21 protein-coding genes and 1 pseudogene are annotated in these 17443 nt (G+C 70.1%); 14 read left to right on the forward strand and 8 right to left on the reverse strand.

The features are described from left to right. Positions 1-74: 74 nt before the first annotated feature. The 4 genes from AC5L38_RS37210 to AC5L38_RS37225 all read left to right on the forward strand — a co-directional run bounded on the left by AC5L38_RS37210 (position 75) and on the right by AC5L38_RS37225 (position 3580). Positions 75-1445: a helix-turn-helix domain-containing protein gene (locus AC5L38_RS37210; RefSeq protein WP_495247505.1), complete on the forward strand. Its 1371-nt coding sequence runs from the start codon at positions 75-77 to the stop codon at positions 1443-1445. Further along, a complete protein-coding gene (locus tag AC5L38_RS37215) occupies positions 1442-2350 on the forward strand; it encodes a phosphotransferase enzyme family protein (protein WP_495247506.1) in 909 nt (302 codons plus the stop codon). The genes AC5L38_RS37210 and AC5L38_RS37215 overlap by 4 nt, the downstream gene beginning before the upstream one ends. A gap of 187 nt (positions 2351-2537) precedes the next feature. Further along, on the forward strand, positions 2538-2987 hold the full coding sequence (locus AC5L38_RS37220) for a GNAT family N-acetyltransferase (RefSeq protein ID WP_495247507.1): 450 nt from the start codon (positions 2538-2540) through the stop codon (positions 2985-2987). A 104-nt stretch (positions 2988-3091) separates the two neighbouring features. Continuing rightward, on the forward strand, positions 3092-3580 hold the full coding sequence (locus AC5L38_RS37225) for a GNAT family N-acetyltransferase (RefSeq protein WP_495247508.1): 489 nt from the start codon (positions 3092-3094) through the stop codon (positions 3578-3580). A gap of 81 nt (positions 3581-3661) precedes the next feature. Here AC5L38_RS37225 and AC5L38_RS37230 read toward each other — a convergent pair whose 3' ends face one another. Continuing rightward, a complete protein-coding gene (locus AC5L38_RS37230; RefSeq protein WP_495247509.1) occupies positions 3662-3973 on the reverse strand; it encodes a hypothetical protein in 312 nt (103 codons plus the stop codon). A gap of 235 nt (positions 3974-4208) precedes the next feature. Beyond that, positions 4209-5003 (reverse strand): neutral zinc metallopeptidase, encoded by a 795-nt coding sequence (locus AC5L38_RS37235; RefSeq protein WP_495247510.1) that lies wholly within the window; start codon positions 5001-5003, stop codon positions 4209-4211. A 94-nt stretch (positions 5004-5097) separates the two neighbouring features. Between AC5L38_RS37235 and AC5L38_RS37240 the strand changes: the two genes are divergently transcribed. Next, positions 5098-5574, forward strand: coding sequence for a GNAT family N-acetyltransferase (locus AC5L38_RS37240; protein WP_495247511.1), 477 nt, complete (start codon positions 5098-5100; stop codon positions 5572-5574). A gap of 153 nt (positions 5575-5727) precedes the next feature. On the opposite strand, the gene AC5L38_RS37245 is transcribed toward AC5L38_RS37240, so the two are convergent. Both AC5L38_RS37245 and AC5L38_RS37250 read right to left on the reverse strand, forming a co-directional pair. Continuing rightward, the gene (locus AC5L38_RS37245; protein ID WP_495247560.1) at positions 5728-7062 is read right to left on the reverse strand and encodes a leucine-rich repeat domain-containing protein; all 1335 of its coding nucleotides are present in this window, start codon (positions 7060-7062) and stop codon (positions 5728-5730) included. A gap of 60 nt (positions 7063-7122) precedes the next feature. Next, positions 7123-8007 (reverse strand): annotated as a pseudogene (locus AC5L38_RS37250) (NACHT domain-containing protein); the annotation flags it as partial. Here AC5L38_RS37250 and AC5L38_RS37255 point away from each other — a divergent pair. Beyond that, entirely contained in the window at positions 7965-8276 is a 312-nt protein-coding gene (locus AC5L38_RS37255; protein ID WP_495247562.1) for a hypothetical protein, read from the forward strand. The pseudogene AC5L38_RS37250 and the gene AC5L38_RS37255 sit on opposite strands and share 43 nt — an antisense overlap. 363 nt (positions 8277-8639) lie before the next feature. Here AC5L38_RS37255 and AC5L38_RS37260 read toward each other — a convergent pair whose 3' ends face one another. Beyond that, entirely contained in the window at positions 8640-9566 is a 927-nt protein-coding gene (locus AC5L38_RS37260; protein WP_495247512.1) for an AraC family transcriptional regulator, read from the reverse strand. A 100-nt stretch (positions 9567-9666) separates the two neighbouring features. On the opposite strand from AC5L38_RS37260, the gene AC5L38_RS37265 reads away from it, so the two are divergent. The 3 genes from AC5L38_RS37265 (at position 9667) to AC5L38_RS37275 (ending at position 11366) form a co-directional block, all read left to right on the forward strand. Next, positions 9667-10572, forward strand: coding sequence for an NADP-dependent oxidoreductase (locus AC5L38_RS37265; protein ID WP_495247561.1), 906 nt, complete (start codon positions 9667-9669; stop codon positions 10570-10572). Between the two features lie 177 nt (positions 10573-10749). Next, a complete protein-coding gene (locus AC5L38_RS37270; protein WP_495247513.1) occupies positions 10750-10992 on the forward strand; it encodes a hypothetical protein in 243 nt (80 codons plus the stop codon). After that, a complete protein-coding gene (locus tag AC5L38_RS37275) occupies positions 10989-11366 on the forward strand; it encodes a type II toxin-antitoxin system VapC family toxin (RefSeq protein WP_495247514.1) in 378 nt (125 codons plus the stop codon). The genes AC5L38_RS37270 and AC5L38_RS37275 overlap by 4 nt, the downstream gene beginning before the upstream one ends. Before the next feature lie 93 nt (positions 11367-11459). On the opposite strand, the gene AC5L38_RS37280 is transcribed toward AC5L38_RS37275, so the two are convergent. Next, a complete protein-coding gene (locus AC5L38_RS37280) occupies positions 11460-11645 on the reverse strand; it encodes a hypothetical protein (protein WP_495247515.1) in 186 nt (61 codons plus the stop codon). Positions 11646-12046: 401 nt separating this feature from the next. On the opposite strand from AC5L38_RS37280, the gene AC5L38_RS37285 reads away from it, so the two are divergent. Continuing rightward, entirely contained in the window at positions 12047-14482 is a 2436-nt protein-coding gene (locus AC5L38_RS37285) for a DUF8508 domain-containing protein (protein WP_495247516.1), read from the forward strand. A gap of 98 nt (positions 14483-14580) precedes the next feature. Beyond that, entirely contained in the window at positions 14581-14865 is a 285-nt protein-coding gene (locus AC5L38_RS37290) for a putative quinol monooxygenase (RefSeq protein WP_495247517.1), read from the forward strand. A 40-nt stretch (positions 14866-14905) separates the two neighbouring features. On the opposite strand, the gene AC5L38_RS37295 is transcribed toward AC5L38_RS37290, so the two are convergent. After that, on the reverse strand, positions 14906-15430 hold the full coding sequence (locus AC5L38_RS37295) for a DUF4240 domain-containing protein (protein WP_495247518.1): 525 nt from the start codon (positions 15428-15430) through the stop codon (positions 14906-14908). 179 nt (positions 15431-15609) lie between these two features. Between AC5L38_RS37295 and AC5L38_RS37300 the strand changes: the two genes are divergently transcribed. Together AC5L38_RS37300 and AC5L38_RS37305 are read left to right on the forward strand one after the other, a co-directional pair. Further along, on the forward strand, positions 15610-15876 hold the full coding sequence (locus AC5L38_RS37300; RefSeq protein WP_495247519.1) for a ScoMcrA-related endonuclease: 267 nt from the start codon (positions 15610-15612) through the stop codon (positions 15874-15876). A 23-nt stretch (positions 15877-15899) separates the two neighbouring features. Further along, on the forward strand, positions 15900-16763 hold the full coding sequence (locus AC5L38_RS37305) for an HNH endonuclease (protein WP_495247520.1): 864 nt from the start codon (positions 15900-15902) through the stop codon (positions 16761-16763). On the opposite strand, the gene AC5L38_RS37310 is transcribed toward AC5L38_RS37305, so the two are convergent. Beyond that, positions 16747-16893 carry a hypothetical protein gene (locus tag AC5L38_RS37310; RefSeq protein ID WP_495247521.1) on the reverse strand — a complete coding sequence of 49 codons (147 nt, stop codon included), beginning with the start codon at positions 16891-16893 and terminating at the stop codon, positions 16747-16749. The two genes, AC5L38_RS37305 and AC5L38_RS37310, sit on opposite strands and share 17 nt — an antisense overlap. 184 nt (positions 16894-17077) lie before the next feature. Between AC5L38_RS37310 and AC5L38_RS37315 the strand changes: the two genes are divergently transcribed. Then, positions 17078-17380 carry a nucleoside triphosphate pyrophosphohydrolase gene (locus tag AC5L38_RS37315; RefSeq protein ID WP_495247522.1) on the forward strand — a complete coding sequence of 101 codons (303 nt, stop codon included), beginning with the start codon at positions 17078-17080 and terminating at the stop codon, positions 17378-17380. The last annotated feature ends 63 nt before the right edge of the window (positions 17381-17443 follow it).

A 17443-nucleotide genomic window follows, 5' to 3' on the forward strand; every position in this document is an offset into this window, starting at 1 on the left:
GGTCGCCGGTTACCTTGGCGTCATGGGGACCCGTCAAGGGAACCCGTCAAGGGGACTCGGCCGGGAAGGTCGGCATGAACGTCAGCAGTGGGAACGCGCAGGAGATCGATCCGGCGCTCTGGGAACGCCCGCAGATGCGCCAGGCTCTGGCCGCCCGCGACATGGCCACCGTGTACCGGTTACTCCAGCGGATCGGGGTCTCCCAGCGCCACATCGCCGCCCTCACGGCCCAGTCCCAGTCGGAGATCTCCGAGATCCTCAAGGGCCGCCAGGTGATGGCGTACGAGGTGCTCGGCCGGATCGCCGACGGTCTGGGGATCCCGCGCGGCTACATGGGGCTGGCCTACGACGCCTCCTGCGCGGCGCCGGCCGGGACGGCGGCGGCCGACCACCGCGACGAGCCGGGCGAGGACGAGCAGGTGCGCCGCCTCCTCGCGCACGCCGCGCAGGTGACCATCGGCGCGACGGCCGGGAACGCCGAGGACTGGGCCGAGCCGCTGGCGCCCACGGAGACCCCCGTCCCGTACCGCATCGGCATGGCCGACGTCGAGCAGATCGAGGCGGTGACCCGCACGCTGCGCGCCCTGGACTACCGGCACGGGGGCGGCGTCTGCCGCGACGCGGTGGTGGCGCAGCTGAACTGGTCGCAGCGGCTGCTGCGGGCCACGTGCCCGGAGTCGGTCACCCTGCGGCTGCACCAGGCACTGGCCGACCAGCACAACCTCGCGGGCTGGACCTCCTTCGACGTCGGCCTGTACGGGGCGGCCAGAAGCCACCTGGCCCGCGCGCTGGAGCAGGCCAAGCACGCGAGGAACCCCTCGCTCGCGGCGAACGTCCTGTACCGGATGGGACGCGTCCACCTGCACTGCGACCGCATCCTGGACGCGCTGCGCTTCTTCCAGCTCGGGCAGATCTGCGCGCAGGACGCCAGCTGCGAGCGGACCGTGGCGATGCTCTTCGCCAACGAGGCGTGGGCCTACGCGCTGCTGGGCGACAGCGACCTCGCCCTCAAGTCGATCAACAGGGCGAGCGACGAGCTGGCCCGCGCCCGCGACCACGAGCCACCCGCCTGGGTGAGCTTCTTCGGCACCGCCGACCTCGACGCCACGAGCGGCATGGTCCACGCCGACCTCGCCGCGACCCACCTCGACAGCCACCTCGGCATCGCCGAGCGGTTCCTCACCGACGCGCTCGGGCAGCGCGACCCGAGCATGGCCAGGAGCAGGGCCTTCGAGCTGACGGCCCTCGCGACGGTGCAGCTCAGGGCGGGTGACATGACCTCGGGGCTCGCCAACGGCGACGAGGCCGTCACCCTGGCGACCGAGATCCGCTCGATGAGGATCATCGACCGGCTCGCGCCGCTGCAGGCCGTCGCGATGATGCGGGCGCACAGCGGCGACGCGCAGGACCTCGCCCGGCGGATCTCGGTGGTGCGCGCCGCATGACGATGACCACCGATCACGCCGGCGGGCTCACCCGCGACCGGCTCAGCTCGCTGCTGGCGTCGGTCTGCGCCCGGGCGGGGCTCGTGTCCGACGACGCGGAGCTGATCAAGTTCACCAACAACGCCGTCTTCCGCCTGCGGCGGGAGCCCGTCGTGGTGCGGGTCGCCGGATCCTCGGCCGCCCGCTCCCGCGTGCCGACGGTGGTGCGGGTCGCCCGCTGGCTGGCCGAGCACGACTTCCCCGCCGTACGGCTGCTGCCCGGCTGCGAGCAGCCGCTCCAGGTGGACGGCCACCTGGTCACCCTGTGGGAGGAGACCCCCGAGGTGGGGCCGCGCCCCGGCGGCGGCGACCTGGCCGTCGTGCTCAGGCGGCTCCACACGCTCGCGGACCCGCCGGTGGACCTGCCGGAGTGGACCCCGATGACCGAGGTCCGCCAGCGGCTCGACGAGCCGGAGGACCTGTCCCCGGGCGACCACGCCTTCCTGCTCGACGAGTGCGACGAGATCGAGGAGCGGCTCGCCGCCCTCGACTACGTGCTCCCGGCGGGGGTCATCCACGGGGACGTGTTCATGGGCAACGTCATCGCCGGTCCCGGCGGGCCGGTGCTGTGCGACTTCGACAGCGCCGCGATCGGCCCGCGCGAGTGGGACCTGGCCCCCGTCGCGGTCGGGCGCCTGCGGATGGACTATCCCTGGGACGAGCACACGCCGCTCGCCGAGGGCTACGGCTTCGACGTCACCCGCTGGCCGGGCTTCCCCGTGCTGCGCCGCCTCCGCGAGCTGAAGCTGGTCACCAGCGTGGTGCCCGTCCTGCGCAGCAACCCGGGCATCAGGCCGCAGTGGGAACACCGCATGCGCAGTTTCAGGTCCCGCGACCAGACGGTCAGGTGGCAGCCGTACCGGTGACCGGTTCCCGAGGGGGTCCGGAGGCTCCGGCCGGCTGTCGGAAAGCGACAGCCGGCCGGCGTTCGGGACGGTTCTCACGGGGGACACACGAGGGACACAGGGGCTGAACCTCCGGCTCCCGCCCCAAGGACCTCGAAAGACCTCGAAGGAACCCCGAAGGACATCGAAGGACATCGAAGGACATCGCATGCTCAGCATCGGCAAGCTCAGGTCCGCGGACCGCGCCCACTGGGAAGCCCTGTTCCACGGCTACAACGACTTCTACGAGCGCGAGCTCACCCCCCAGCTGTACGAACGGGCCTGGAGCGAGTTCCGGGAGGACGTACGGATGCACGCCCTCGGCGCGAAACTCGACGGCGAGCTGGTCGGCATCGCGCACTTCCTCATCCACTCCAGCACCACGGCACTGGACGTGTGCTACCTGCAGGACCTGTTCACCGCGCCGCACGCCAGGGGTAAAGGGGTGGGGCGGGCGCTGATCGAGGAGGTGACCAGGTGGGCCCGCGCCCGTGACTGCAGCCGGGTCTACTGGTCCACCCAGGAGACCAACACCGCCGCCCGGCGGCTCTACGACGAGGTGGCCGTGAACCGGGGGTTCATCCTCTACCAGATAGACCTCTCGCCGGCCGGGGCATGACCGGGACCGGTGGTCGCGGGCGATCGGTCGCCGTGTCCACTCATGGTCTTCCCTCCCGCTAAAACGGTTTGCGGCACCCCTCCCCGGTCAGCATGCTGGACGCCATGCTGATCAGGGACGCGACCTCCGACGACTGGCCGATGATCTGGGCCTTCCTCCGCCCGATCGTGGCCGCCGGTGAGACCTTCACCTGGGATCGCGACGTCAGCGAGGAGCGGGCCCGGGCGATGTGGCTGCTGGAGCACCCGGGCCGCACGGTCGTCGCCGTCGACGCCGGCGCGACCGTCCTGGGCACGGCCAAGATGAACCCCAACCACATGGGGCCCGCCTCGCACATCTCCAGTGCGAGCTTCATGGTCCATCCCGATCACGCCGGGCGCGGCGTCGGGCGGGCCCTGGGCGAGCACGTCCTCGACTGGGCGCGTGCCGAGGGCTACCGGGCGATGCAGTTCAACGCCGTGGTGGAGACCAACACCCGGGCGGTGGGCCTGTGGCGCTCGCTCGGCTTCGAGGTGCTGGCGACCCTGCCGGAGGGCTTCGAGCACCCGGTCGAGGGCTACGTCGGGCTGCACATCATGTACAGGCCCCTCTGATCGTTCGGGGCGTCATCCCCCTGCTCTCGACCGAGGTCTCGGGCCTCCATGCACAGGCCCCTCCGATTCGTTCGCGGCGGGTCAGCCGTCCTCCGTGCCCGGGGCGCCCTCGGGCGCGGCGGTCCCACCGCGCCGCCGGCCACCCGGGGCGGCGCCGAGGCGCGGTGCCTGGACGTCCTCGATCGTCTCGGGGCGCCTGCCCGCCCCGGGAGGGAGCGGGCGCTCGGCCGCCAGCTGGGCGAGGGCGAACAGCAGCAGCTCGCCGCTGGACCAGTCGGCGCGGTCGCCGCGGCCCAGTTCCACGAAGCGCCGCATGACCTCGTCGGGGGTGAGGCCCAGCGCGAAGGCGACGCGCCTGGCGGCCTGCAGCAGCTCGTGGTCCCTGGCCCCCATTCAGACACCCCCGAGAGGGCCGCCCGGGGGCGGCGGGGTCGGGAGCGGCAGGGCCGCCGGGGCCCGGTGGTGCGGTGACCCGCGCATCTCGCTGTCTCCTCGGTTTCGTGTTCGGGGCTGACGACGTGTTCTCCGGTGGCACGCCGGGCGGCCCGGTCCCGGCGGCCGGCCTCGCGGTCCTCCTGCCGGCGACGCCGGAGAGACGCGGGCTCGCGATCGTATCTCCCCTCGCAGGTCAGGACACCCGGGACACGGGGGCGGTCCACGTGTCGCAGGCGGCGGGGGAGACCGCCCGGAGGCCGCGCTCGAACCAGCGGAGCCGGTTGGCGCCGGTGCCGTGGCTGCGGCGGCCGCCCTCGTCGCCGCCGGCGCGGAGCGCGCCGGACAGCGCCTCCCAGTCCTGTCCGGTACGGGGCAGCGAGGCCCGTACGCTCCCCAGGAACACGCCCGCCAGGCAGTCGGCCTGGAGCTCGTAGCGGCGGCCGAGTTCGGCCTGACGGGCGCGGTCGGAGCGGGCGCGGGCCTCGTAGCCGGCCCTGACGCCGGTGAGGCTCTGCAGGTGGTGACCGTACTCGTGGGCCGCGACCTTCAGGGGATACAGGTCGGTCCGGCCCTCGATCCAGTAGCCGGTGAGCGGGAAGACCATCGTGGCCCGTTCGGTGCAGTAGAAGGCGTCCGCGCCGGCGGGCCAGCGGACCCCGCACACGCGCCGGTCCGGTTCCTCGTAGAAGCGGACCGCGGGCTTGCGGAACCTCAGCTTCGCGCGGGCGAAGTGGGCGGACCACGACGTGTTCAGGCACCTCACCGCCGCCGTCAGATACTCGCGCGGCAGCGGCACGCCCCTGTCGACGATCGGTGGTTCCTGGCAGGAGGTGACCGCCAGCCTCCCGCTCGTCAGCAGCGGGTTCTTGGGCGCGGCGGCCCGCGCGACCCCGGACGGCAGGACGGCGAGGCACACGGTCACCAGGAGGGCCCACCGGGTGAGGGCGGCGGAGCGCCGGGAGGCGACGCCGGGCGGGAGGAGGCGCATGGTCGGACAGCATAGGACTCCCGGCGCGCCGGGCCGAGGCGGCGCCGGAAAACGGTAAGGCGGACGGGAAGGGCGGATCAGTAGGGTGTCCGGCATGTCCTCATCGCCGCGCCTGGAGAAGGTCACGCCGGACAACGTCGAAGCCGCCTGCCGGCTCCAGGTGCGCCCCGGCCAGGAGGGGCTGGTGGCCCCGGTCGCGTGGTCGCTGGCCGAGGCGTACGCGCAGCCCGAGATCGCCTGGCCGCGGCTGGTCTACGACGGCGAGCGGCTCGTGGGCTTCGTTATGGCCTTCTTCGATGTCCGCTTCGACCCCGGCGACCCGGACGACAGGCTCCGTTCGGGGCTCTGGCGGCTGAACATCGCCGCCGGCGAGCAGGGCCGGGGATACGGCCGCTTCGCCGTGGAGTCCGTGTGCGCGGAGATCGCGAGGCGCGGGCGGTCGCGCGTGACGGTGACCTGGGTCCCGGGAGAGCACGGGCCCGAGCGCTTCTACCTGCGGCTCGGGTTCCGCCTGACCGGGGAGACGAGCGGCGAGGAGGTCGTCGGCGAGCTGGACCTGCCCGGGACCTGAGGGCTCCGGAGCGCACAGCGGGTGAATCCCGCCCGGCACGGTCGTTCCTCCGGATACCGGTGGTGGAACCGCCGGCGACCGCACCTCGAGATCCGGCGGCCGGCGCTCTCCCCGGGACCGCGCACATCGCTTCCGCCGGGGAAGCGGTCCCTGTCACCGGGTGATCTGAGCCGGATGAACTTTCAGGCCGGGAAGCCTCGCGAGAGGGCTCAGGTCGGTGACCGGTGTGTTGGAGAGGTCGAGTCGGCGCAGGCACGGCAGCCTGTTCAACGGGGTCAGGTCGGTGACGGCCGTGTCGGCGAGGCTGATCGCTTCGAGCCGATCCGGGAGGCCGTCGAGTTCGGTCAGTGCCTTCAGGGTGGCCGAGTCGGCTTCGCGCGGCAGGCGCAGGTTCCGGAGGCCGGTGATCAGGCTGAGCGCGGGCAGCGCGGAGACGTGGGGAAGGTCGATCCAGGTGGCGCCGAGGGCCGCGTCACCCAGCACCTCGCGGGCGTAGCTCTCGTACTCGCGGACCCGGCACCAGCCCGCGGCCAGCTCCCGTTGGATCGCGGGGTCGTCGGCGTGACGGAACCGGCTGATGAGAGGGATCGCCTGGTCGGCATCGATCAGTGTCGCGCTGTGGATGACGGCCGGTGCCGTGGCGTTCGTGACGGAGCCCGACCGTACCGCGTCCGCGAGAAGGTCGAGGACGAAGTCGCCGGCCTTGGCGATCTCGTCCGCCTCGCCGAGGTCGCGCGGTGGAAGGAACTCCCGGGTCATGGAACGGATCCGGTCGGCGAGTTCCGGACATTTGTCGGTGGGAAGGTCCGCGATGCACGCGGCCGCCAGCAACCACAGGCGGCGGCGGTGACGATCGCGGCTTCTGCCGGCCCGATCGACCAGCGACGACAACACCAGCCAGGAATCGCGCTCGGCCTCCTGCTCGACCGCCATGATGATCACCTCCTGGTAGGCGGGCAGGTGAGCGTGGCTGACGAGGTGCCGGTGGTGCATCTGGTCCAGGAACTCCTGTGCGGCCAGGTAGTCCTGGAACCCGGGGAAGCGGAATCCGACCCGTTCCCCGTCGACGAGTTCCAGGAGGCCGGTCTGCTCCATCATGAGCTGGAGCGTGTACTCCGCCTGGTGGCGGTCCCCACCTGTCACCCGGTTGATCAGTATGACCGCCGTCTTCCGGGGGAGCGTGTCCTCGCCCGCCATGACCAGCCAGTGGGCGAGCGGCGCGAGAAGGCGGTGCCAGTCGGACCTCTGCCGGATGGACCGCTGTACGTCCCGGCGCTCGATCAGGAAGTCGACGAGAGTGCTCCTGCGAAAGAGCTGCGAACGTGAGCCGTCCAGCCGGCCTCCCCTGAGATGCTGCGCGCTGAGGACCGCGCACATCAGCGGTGACCTGGCCAGCCTCGCGAGATCACGGCGTGCCGCCAGTTCGTTCTTCAGGTCCTGCCCCGCCTCCATCACCCGGTCGGGGTGATAGAGATCCCCTTCGGCCACGGCACGATGCCATCGATCTATGAAGCCGCTCACCTGGGCAGGCGTCATCGGCTCCAATCTCGCGGTCGCGAAGCCATGGGACCGTAATCGCTGCCGCCAGGATTCGGTGATGGCGGCGGGTCTCGAGGTCAGGACATAGGACGCGTCCGGATAGTAGGCGAGGAGTTGTTCCAGCCATGCGAGAACCGCCGGACGGTCCTTGTCCGATATCTCGTCGACACCGTCCAGAAAGACCATCCCCCGGCCGCGCCTGAGGAGATGGGCGACCCAATCCTCAGGTTTGCCGTCGGCGATCGTGCTGGCGACGGCCGCGACGAACTTTTCGACCGGGGGCAGGCGCAGACGTTTCTCCCTGTCGTAACAGCCGCGCATTTTGATGAGGAACGGCACCATCGCCGGGGAGTCGTCCCCCTCCCGGAGCAGTTCTCCGCGGAGGCCACGAATGGCCAGGTGGTGCAGAGCGGTGGTCTTCCCGGAGCCGGCGTGGCCCTCAAGCAGCAGACGGCGTCTGCCGACGACGACATCCTCGACACGCAGACCGCTCCCGTCGAGAGTGGAGTTTTCTCCCGTCGCCTCAAGAGAAAGATTCATGTAGGCGGTGCTCAGCCGGTAATTGCGCAGATGCCAGGGCAACTCGTCCACGCCCCAGAGTTGAATGCGGTCCAGGAGGTGGAGGACGCCACGCCGGAATTGAGCCTCGAACTCCCGGGCCCGAGCCGTCCGAGCCTCGTCGGCATAAAAGATGATGTTGCCGAAAACATCGCGAGCCTGGACGGCGCCACCGTGCACGGGGCCGTCGATCTCGTTGTGCACGCCTTCGGACCCGGGGCCGCTCATGAATCGAGGATACGCTCCGCGCCGTCCGGCTTCCGGAAGTTCCGAATCTGAACAATGATGGTGACATGTCGAAAAGGGCACAGGTCTGGTGCGGCGCGGTCGTGGCATTCGGCGTTTTCGCGGGACTCGGCGTTTACTTCGTGTCCGTCGGCCTGGATCGGGCGGACAAGATCGCGAGTGTGGTCGGCGCCCTCGCCGGTCTGGCCGGGCTCGGACTGGCCGCGCACGGAATGTTTTCCGCCTCCTCGCCGACCCCGGAGCCCTTACAGGCCTCGGGTGACGTTCACAACGAGATTGGCGGGACGGTCCACGGTAATTCCATCCAAGCCCGGGATATCCATGGCGAAATCACCTTCGGTGGTCCGGGCTCGTCCTGACGTGGCCGTATCGGAAAGCGGTTTGATCAGCGTCCTGCCCGCGTTCGACAACGGAGGCACCGAGAATCGTGGCGCGGTTCCTTCAGTGGGCCGATGTTTCCAGGAGCCTGGAGGGCGGCGGGTTCCTTTTCTCTCGGTTCGGGACCGTGCCGGGAAAGTATCGCGGCGGCTCGGACCCGAATGTGGCGGACAGCCGCCGCCGGTGCGGACTCGAACGCCGGCCGCCCGGCATCGGCCCGGCGAAGACACCCTGTGACCTGCCCGTGGAGGCGCGCTTTCGCATGGTCGGCCCCACCGGCAGGTCAGCGGTGGCGGGGCACGCGGACGAGGCCGGGCCAACGCCCCTGACACCGCCTACCGGCGTCACCCGGCGCGGCGGTACCTGCCCGGGGCGATGCCGTACCGGCGTTTGAACGCGCCCGCGAAGGCGAACTCCGAGGTGTAGCCGACCCTGGCCGCGACGGCGTGCAGCGGGGCGTCGGACTCCTGGAGGAGCCGGGCGGCGGTGGTCATCCGCCACCAGGTCAGGTAGGTCAGCGGCGGCTGGCCCAGCAGGGCGGTGAAGCGGCGGGCGAACGGCGCCCGCGACAGCCCCGCCTCGGCGGCGAGCGTCGCGACGGTCCACGGCCGCGCCGGGTCGCGGTGCATGGCCTGCAACGCGGCGGTGGTGGCCGGGTCGTTGAGCGCCGCCGCCCAGCCCCTGGCCCCGGCGACCGGCCGCCGGTCGAGCCAGGCGCGCAGGATGTGCAGCAACAGCGTGTCGAGCAACGCGGGGACGATGGCGTCCGTGCCGAGGCGGGGACGTTCGAGCTCGGCGGCGAGCAGGTCCACGGTGGAGCGCAGCTCGGGGTGCCGCCCGAGGTGCGCGGGAAGGTGGATGAGCTCGGGCAGGTCGTTCAGCAGCGGATGCGCGAGGGCCCGGTCGAGCTCGTACCCGCCGCAGAGCGTCACGGTGGCCGGAGGACCGGCGTCCTCGGGGACGCTGGCGTGGAACCTCGGGGCGGCCGGCAGTTCGTCCGGGGCGCAGGCGGGCGCGACCGCCGGGGGCGACGGGCTGCCGGCCAGCGTGTGCCCCTGCCCGTAGGGCCGGAACACCACGTCCCCGGCGGCCAGCGGCACCGGTGCCTCACCCGGCCGGATGAGCCAGCACGATCCCCGCAGGACTATCTGCAGGCCGGCGGCCCCGGGCACGGCCGCGAACTCCTGCGCCCACGGGCCGTGCCAGGCCACCAGCGCCGAGCGCGGCCGCCCGGTCCGCATGAACGCGATCACGTCGCTGAGTACGTCCATCCGGCCAGGGTATCCGCAGGGAGACGATCGAATATGAATCGAGGCTCCTGAAGCATGGTTCATCTTCCGGCGTCGCCCATAGGTTCGACCCGTGAAAGCCATGCGAATCCATCGGTACGGCGACGCGTCCGTCATCCGCCACGACGACATCCCCCGCCCGGTGCCCGGCCCGGGTGAGGTGTTGATCGACGTCGCCGCGACCTCGTTCAACCCCTCCGACATCGGCCTGCGCCGCGGGCTGCTGCGCTCCGTCTTCCCGTGCGACCTGCCGTACACGCTCGGCGGGGAGGTCGCCGGCACGGTCGTCGAGGTCGGTGGCGGCGTGCGCACCCTCGCCGCCGGTGACCGGGTCGTCGGCCGGCTCGACGGCGGGGGAGCCGCGGCCGAGTACGTCGTCGCCCCGGCCGGCACCCTCGTCGCCGCACCCACCGGCGTCCCCCTCGCCCACGCCGCCGCCATCCCCATCGCCGGCATCACCGCCTGGCAGGCGGTGTTCGAGCACGCGGGCGTCACGTCCGGGCAGCGGGTGCTCGTCAACGGTGCGGGCGGCGGCGTCGGCGGGTTCGCCGTCCAGCTCGCCAAGCACGCCGGGGCGTACGTCATCGCCACGGCCAGTGCGCGCAGTACCGGGACGATCCGCGGGTTCGGCGCCGACCGGATCGTCGACTACACGACCACGCCGGTCGCCGAGGCGCTGGACGAGCCGGTCGACGCGGTTCTCAACATCGTCGCGGTCGGTGTCGACACGCTGGTACCGCTGGTCCGGCCGGGCGGCGTCGTCGTGTCCATCACCGTCCCGGTCAGGGCGCCGGCCGGCTCCTCGGTGACCGCGACGCACTTCGTGGTCCGCAACGACACGAGCCACCTCGCCGCCCTGGTCGAGCTCGTCGACACCGGCGCCGTCCGCCTCGACATCTCCGCGTCCCGCCCGCTCGCCGACCTGGCCTCCGTGCACCGCGACGCCGAGGCCGGCCGTAACCGCGGGAAGATCATCCTCGTTCCGTGAAGGAGTTTCCGATGATCACCTTCCTGCAGGCCGTGATGTGGAGCCCCGCCGCCGAGCCAGGCCACCCGATGCGAGGTCAGCGGGTGAGGCCCCGCCCCACCCGCTTCCGGAGGGCCACGATCACAGTGATCGACGCAGATCCGGTCCCGTGACCGGGCAGCACGTACACTCGGAGACATGACCGCTGCCCATGACTACGAGGACATGCACCACCTTGTCGACCGGCTTCCTCCGGCCGGGGTGCGGCGTCTACGTGTGCTGGTGGAGTCCGATCCGGAGCTCGCCAGGTTCGTCGAGGATTCGGATCCCGAAACCGCGCGGAGGGACCTGTCGTTCATCGGCCTGGGGGCCTCTGGACGAAACGATGTTTCCGAACGGCATGACGAGCTGCTTCGCGAAGGGTTAGATCGTCCTTCGTGACGGTCACCTTGCTGGATGCCGCGATCGACCGATCCGATGCCCATCATGAGGTGTCCGCGCGATTGCTTTCCGCTTTGCCTGATCGGCTTCTTCTCCCGGTGACCGTGCTGACCGAGACATCCTGGCACGTGGAGAAGAACCTCGGTGCCAAGAGTGAGGCCGCGTTCCTGACGTCGGTGGCGCGCGGCGAACTCGAACCGGTGGATCTGACGGTTGAGGACATAGACCGCACTGCGCAACTCGTCGAAACCTACGATGATCTGCGACTGGGGCTGGTCGATGCCTCGGTGATCGCGCTGGCGGAGAGACTGGAGATCTCGAAGGTCGACACCGCTGCCTGTCCCATGGTCACCGCGGCCGAGGTCCGGGTGTGAGGACGAACGGCGTCGCGGGGATGACCGTGTGGCGCCGTTGAGATCGAGCGGGCGGGCGATGACCCCGGTGTCGAGCGTCATGGCCGGTCTCCGTCATCCCCAGCTCGCGCGGCTCGCCTCGACGTCCACGGCCTCGGTGAAGCCCGGGATGGTGCCGATCACACCGTCGAGACGGCCGCGATGTCGCCGGATGACGATCTGGTCGCCTTCTTCGACGATGTCGGCCAGGTCTCCCGGGTGCGGGCCGAGCGTGCGTGGCGCCGCGATCGGCAGGCTCATATGGTTCTCGCCGGAGATGCGCGCCGATTCCGTACACCTGGCACACGGTCTCTCGTCGTGCTCCGCACCCTCTGCTTCAGCTGTCACAGATACAGGTTGACCTGTGTCTTATGGCGCGTGCCGGTGGTTCCGGAGAGTCGCCGTCCCCTCGCCGGCATCGGCCGGTCAAGAAGGCCGGGGTCCTTTGATGCCGAGCGACCCGGGCTCAAGCGCTGCCGACAGGTGGGCGAGGTGTTCTTCCGGTGCGGGGCGGTGTTGACGCCTAGCGGAAAGATTCAATGAACATTTTCGTCGAATAGGTAAATAGACAATAAAGACTCTTTTGGCTGACCATACGTAGCATCATGCTCCTGGGTAGAACTCAATCGATCTAGGAGTAACCTCCTGTGGCACCTCCCCGCGTGCGTCGGCTGATCACGGCCGCGAGTCTGTCGCTGGTGATCGCGGCGACCATGACAGCACTGCCCCCCAGCACCGCGAACGCCCTCTCGTCCGACGTCGTCATCTCCGCCGTGTACGGCGGCGGCGGCAACTCCGGAGCGGTTTTCAAGAACGACTACATCGAGCTGGCCAACCTCACCGGCAGCCCCGTCGACCTCTCGTCCTGGAGCGTCCAGTACGCCTCGGCCGCGGGCACCGTCTTCCAGCTCACCAGCCTGACCGGCACCATCCCCGCGCACGGCAGGTACCTCGTCCAGCAGGCCTTCGGCGCCGGCGGCTCCCTCAACCTGCCCACCCCCGACGACACCGGCACGATCCCCATGTCGGGTACCTCCGGCGTCGTCGCCCTGGTCACCAACAAGATCCCGCTGGTGGGCTGCGGCACCTCGTGTTGGACCGCTCCGAACGTCAAGGACCTGGTCGGTTACGGCGCGACCGCGAACGTCGAGACCCTCGCCGCCCCCGCGCTCACCAACACCACGGCCAACGCCCGCACCGGAGCGCTGACCGACACCGACAACAACTCCGTCGACTTCGTCTCCGGCGTGCCGAAGGTCACCAACTCCGCGGGGACCACGGTCACCGCGGGCGACCCGGGCGGCCCTGTCGACCCGACCCCCGGCAACACCCGCATCCACGACATCCAGGGCTCGGGCCGGATCTCCCCGATCGTCGGGCAGAACGTCACGAACGTCCCGGGCATCGTCACCGCCGTCCGGGTGACGGGCAGCTCGCGCGGCTTCTGGTTCCAGGACCCGTCCGCCGACGCCGACCCCCTGACCAGCGAGGGCCTCTTCGTCTTCACCGGCTCCACGTCGCCGACGGTCGTCATCGGGGACTCCGTCCTGGTCTCCGGCCGCGTCACCGAGTACCGCCCGGCCACCGGCGCGCAGACCCTCACCGAGATCGGCGGCACGGTCAACACCGTCAGGCTCACCGGCGGCAACGCGCTGCCCGCGCCCGTCCCCGTCGCCTTCCCCGACGCCTACACCAAGAGCGGCAGCCTGGAGGCCCAGCCCCTGGAGCCGTCCTCGTACGTGCTGGACTGGCTTGAGGTGCACGAGGGCATGCGGATCACCGTCGCCCAGGACACCCGCCTGGTCAGTCCGGTCAACACGGCGTTCTCCGAGCTCTGGGTGACGCTCAAGCCGGGCCAGAACCCGACCCCGCGCGGCGGTGTCGTCTACAAGGGCTACGACGACCCGAACAGCGGCCGGCTGATGATCCTCTCGTTGAACGGCGCGCCCGCCGCCAACGTCGGCTCCACGCTGGCCGCCGGAACCACCGGCCCGCTCGACTACCAGTCGTTCGGCGGCTACGTCCTGCTGGCCACCCAGCTCGGCACGATCACCGAGGGCGGCCTCAAGCGCCAGAAGGTGCTCCCGCCGAAGAAGCAGGGCGACCTGTCCGTCGCGACGTACAACGTCGAGAACCTCGCCGCCACCAACCCGGCCGCCAAGTTCGCGCGGCTCGCCGAGGCGGTCGTCGACAACCTCGGCAAGCCCGACATCCTCGCCCTGGAGGAGATCCAGGACAACAACGGAGCCGTCAACAACGGCGTCGTCGCGGCCGACGAGACCGTCGCCAAGTTCATCGCGGCGATCCAGGCCGCGGGCGGACCCACGTACGACTGGCGCTCCGTCGACCCGAACGACGGCACCGACGGCGGCGAGCCGGGCGGCAACATCCGCCAGGTGTTCCTGTTCAACCCCGCGCGCGTGACGTTCGTCGACCGTCCCGGCGGCGACGCCGACACGGCCGTCTCCGTCGTCCGCGAGCGGCCGACCAGCAACCAGGTCTCCCTGTCGGTCTCACCCGGCCGGATCGACCCGACGAGTGACGCCTGGGCCTCCAGCCGCAAGCCGCTCGTCGGTGAGTTCCTCTACGACGGCGACAAGCAGCTGTTCGTCGTCGCCAACCACTTCAACTCCAAGGGCGGCGACGCCCCGCTGACCGCGGCCGTGCAGCCCCCCGTCCGGAGCTCCGAGGTCCAGCGCGTCAAGCAGGCCGCCGAGGTCCGCGACTTCGTCAAGGACCTCTCCGTCAAGAGCGCTGGGCGCGCCGCCGTCGTCGTGCTGGGCGACATCAACGACTACCAGTTCAGCCCCACCCTCGACACCCTCACCGAGAACGGCACCCTCCTCAAGACGCTGATCGACACCCTTCCCGTCAACGAGCGCTACAGCTACATCTTCGACGGCAACTCCCAGGTCCTCGACCACATCCTCGTCAGCCCGGCCATCAAGGGCTACTCCTACGGCGTCGTCCACATCAACGCCGAGTTCTCCGACCAGGCCAGCGACCACGACCCCCAGATCGTCCGCATCCTCACCGGCTGCAACGTCGACCCCCTCCCTGCCCGCTGCCGCCCCGGCAGCCCGGTGGTGGACGAGTAGCAACCACCTGAAAAGCGCCCGTCCTTCGGGGCGGGCGCTTTTCTCGTTCCGTTTTACACGGTGGTGATTCTGTCGGTGGCGGACCGTACAGTGACGGCATGATCATCATCTCCGGCTGGCTCAGTGTCGATCCCGCTGCTCGCGACGCCTATCTGCGCGGCTGCGTCGGCGTGGTCGAGCAGGCGCGCGCCTCGTCCGGCTGCCTCGACTTCGCGCTCGGCGCCGACCTCGTCGACGCCGGCCGGATCAACGTCTACGAGCGCTGGGAGTCCGAGGAAAGTCTCGACGCCTTCCGCGCCTCCGGGCCGAGCGACGACCAGACGGCGACGATCCGCGACGCCGAGGTGCTCCGCTACCAGATCTCCGGATCCGGCCCCGCCTGATCCGGCGGGCGAGGGCGGAAGTCAGGGCAGGTGGCGGGTCTCAGCCGGGCCAGCCGGCCGGGTTCGAACACGACTCGCGGGAGATTTTCGATCCGGTGTCCGGGAAGGTTCCGTAGCGCTCGTGGTGCAGGTGGGCGAAGAAGTAACACATCTCCTCGCACTCGGCGTCCGGCACAGCCTTCCTCGGATCCGCGGCCACCGCGGCGTAGAAGTCGCGGCCCAGCGCGACGACGAAGCCACGTGCGTAGAGGAAACCGTCGTCGGAGCCGTCGGTGACCGCCTGGATGTCCGCGCGGTCGATGTCGTAGAGCTTGCGCTCGACCACCCGGTCAAGATCCGTCAGTTCGTCCGCGGACAACCCCTCGGCGAGGGAGCCGAGGTTGCCCAAGAACTCCTCCAGGGCGGCTTCGACCACGGCGAGCGGCGGCCTGTCGTGAAGGTCCTCGTCAAGGTCGGGCGTCCGGTGTGTCAGCGCCTGCCGTGCCTGATCGACGTCCGCCCCGAGCGGTGCCCAGGCCGCCTCCACCAAATCCCAGAAGCCTTCTTCGCCCCTCGTCGGGTTCATGCTCGTCGCCACCTCTCATGACCAACCCTGCGATCTGTACGGCCAACAGAACCAGGAGCCACCGACAGTTGACGGTGAAGGTTCCGTTTCCTCCTCTCTGCCGGCTGCCATGAGACAGGGAAGTACGAGCTCTCTGAAACTGCAGCAGTTTGCGCTATATCCACATATAGGCTCGCAGGGTGGCGCTTTCCGATCTTCGGCGTGAGATGGTGCTCGCCGCCATCGACGAGTTCGACCAGCTGGGCCGTGACGCCTTTCTCGAGCTGTACGGCTACCGCCCCGCCATCGGTTACTTCCTCGTCCACGACGGCAGACGATACGACTCCAAGGCGATCGCCAGGGTCGCCCACCGGGGAGTCGGCGGCGGGCCCCTGCGTCCCGAGGAGTTCTCCAGTGGGAGAACGCCACCGTCGCCCGGATGCTCGGCGCGCTGGGCTTCGAGGTGACGAAACCGGGGCAGACTGCCGAAGTGCCCTCTATCGAAGAGCTCCTGCGGAAGGTCGAGTCGCTCAAGCCCGCCGTGTCTCCCGCGACCGGCGCGCAGAAACGGCACCAGCCGTTGACCCTGCTCTGGGCGATCGGCCGCGCGGCCCGGGGCAAGCCACGTCTGCGGCGGTGGGAGAGCACCTACCGCGAGCTCGGGCGGCTCATCGAGGAGTTCGGTCTCGAAGAGGACCGGCCCAACCCGGAGTTCCCCGTGCTGTGGCTTCACCATCACGGCCTCTGGGACCTGCCCGGCCACGCCGACGTACCGGCCGCCAGCGGTCGGCACGCGCAGAAGTGGATGAAGGAGCACGACCCGGATAGCGGTCTGCACACGTGGGCGTACGAGATCGTCACCGACCGGGAGGACATCCGGGCCCGGATCGTCGTGAGGCTGCTCAGCGCGTACTTCCACGGCGTCGACCACAACAGGCTTCTCGCCAGGGTCGGGCTGGACGCGATCTCCTCCCCGACCAGCCGTCGCGAGGCCGTCGTGGAGCGCGTCATCCGCGACTCCCTGCTCGCCGACCAGATCAAGCGCGCGCACGACTTCCACTGCCAGATCTGCGGCGACCGTCTCGCTCTCCACCGGGGCTTCTACGCGGAGGGAGCCCACATCCGCCCGCTCGGAAAGCCGCACAACGGCCCCGACGAGCCCGGCAACCTGCTCTGTCTCTGCCCCAACCACCACGTCCTGCTCGACCGAGGGATGATCACCATCCAGGCCGACCTCACGATGACGGACACGGCGTCCGGTGTCTCGCTCGGCAGCCTCCGGGTCACCGAGAACCACGAGATCAGTCAGGAGCACCTGGACTACCACCGGAAGGTCATCACCGAGCGGAGCTGAACCGGGATTCTTCCTCCACCGCCAGATCCCGGAGCAGGATCTCCGATCGGTCTTCGGCGGCGGCGTCCAGGAGCGCGGTGCCGAGGGCGAACTTGTAGGTCCGGCTGTTCGCCCCTATCAGTACGGCCATGCGCCACGAGGACCGCGGGCTCCGTCCCCGGTGAGAGAAATCCATACGCCGCCGTCCTTGGTGGGTATTTGCCGAAATGCAGGCTATTTTCACCGCTCGTGTCGGGGAGCGCGTACGGCGGGGGAGCCCGGTAATCTCTGGGATTTCCAAGGGACGCCAAGCGTGCGCGAAGGAGTGGCCTGACGTGGGAAAACTCGTGCGGGACAGGATTCCGGAGATCATTCGCGAGGGTGGCGGGGAGCCGGTGGTGACCGTTCTCGGGGACGCCGACTATCGGGAGGCGTTGCTGGAGAAGCTGTTCGAGGAGTCGGCGGAGTTGCGTGAGGCCTCGGCGGCCGGGGTGGCGGAGGAGATCGCCGACGTGCTCGAAGTGCTGCGGGCCGTCGCGCATGTCCACGGGTACGAGTGGTGGGACATCGAGAAGGTCGCGGAGGACAAACGGGCCGAGCGGGGGGCGTTCCTCGAACGGCTCCACCTCGAAGGGTGACCTGCTGGGGATGACATCGCGGAGCGCACGGCCGGGACTTTCCGTCGGAGCCAGGTCAGCCAG

It is taken from the genome of Streptosporangium nanhuense, from assembly GCF_059358815.1.

Coding starts and splice junctions, on each gene's coding strand:
- AC5L38_RS37230 (WP_495247509.1), bottom strand. CDS start 3,973: ATGGGGGCCAGGGACCACGAGCTGCTGCAGGCCGCCAGGCGCGTCGCC.
- AC5L38_RS37210 (WP_495247505.1), top strand. CDS start 75: ATGAACGTCAGCAGTGGGAACGCGCAGGAGATCGATCCGGCGCTCTGG.
- AC5L38_RS37255 (WP_495247562.1), top strand. CDS start 7,965: ATGTCGAAAAGGGCACAGGTCTGGTGCGGCGCGGTCGTGGCATTCGGC.
- AC5L38_RS37270 (WP_495247513.1), top strand. CDS start 10,750: ATGACCGCTGCCCATGACTACGAGGACATGCACCACCTTGTCGACCGG.
- AC5L38_RS37215 (WP_495247506.1), top strand. CDS start 1,442: ATGACGATGACCACCGATCACGCCGGCGGGCTCACCCGCGACCGGCTC.
- AC5L38_RS37235 (WP_495247510.1), bottom strand. CDS start 5,003: ATGCGCCTCCTCCCGCCCGGCGTCGCCTCCCGGCGCTCCGCCGCCCTC.
- AC5L38_RS37265 (WP_495247561.1), top strand. CDS start 9,667: ATGCGAATCCATCGGTACGGCGACGCGTCCGTCATCCGCCACGACGAC.
- AC5L38_RS37290 (WP_495247517.1), top strand. CDS start 14,581: ATGATCATCATCTCCGGCTGGCTCAGTGTCGATCCCGCTGCTCGCGAC.
- AC5L38_RS37240 (WP_495247511.1), top strand. CDS start 5,098: ATGTCCTCATCGCCGCGCCTGGAGAAGGTCACGCCGGACAACGTCGAA.
- AC5L38_RS37310 (WP_495247521.1), bottom strand. CDS start 16,893: ATGGCCGTACTGATAGGGGCGAACAGCCGGACCTACAAGTTCGCCCTC.
- AC5L38_RS37295 (WP_495247518.1), bottom strand. CDS start 15,430: ATGAACCCGACGAGGGGCGAAGAAGGCTTCTGGGATTTGGTGGAGGCG.
- AC5L38_RS37220 (WP_495247507.1), top strand. CDS start 2,538: ATGCTCAGCATCGGCAAGCTCAGGTCCGCGGACCGCGCCCACTGGGAA.
- AC5L38_RS37280 (WP_495247515.1), bottom strand. CDS start 11,645: ATGAGCCTGCCGATCGCGGCGCCACGCACGCTCGGCCCGCACCCGGGA.
- AC5L38_RS37225 (WP_495247508.1), top strand. CDS start 3,092: ATGCTGATCAGGGACGCGACCTCCGACGACTGGCCGATGATCTGGGCC.
- AC5L38_RS37260 (WP_495247512.1), bottom strand. CDS start 9,566: ATGGACGTACTCAGCGACGTGATCGCGTTCATGCGGACCGGGCGGCCG.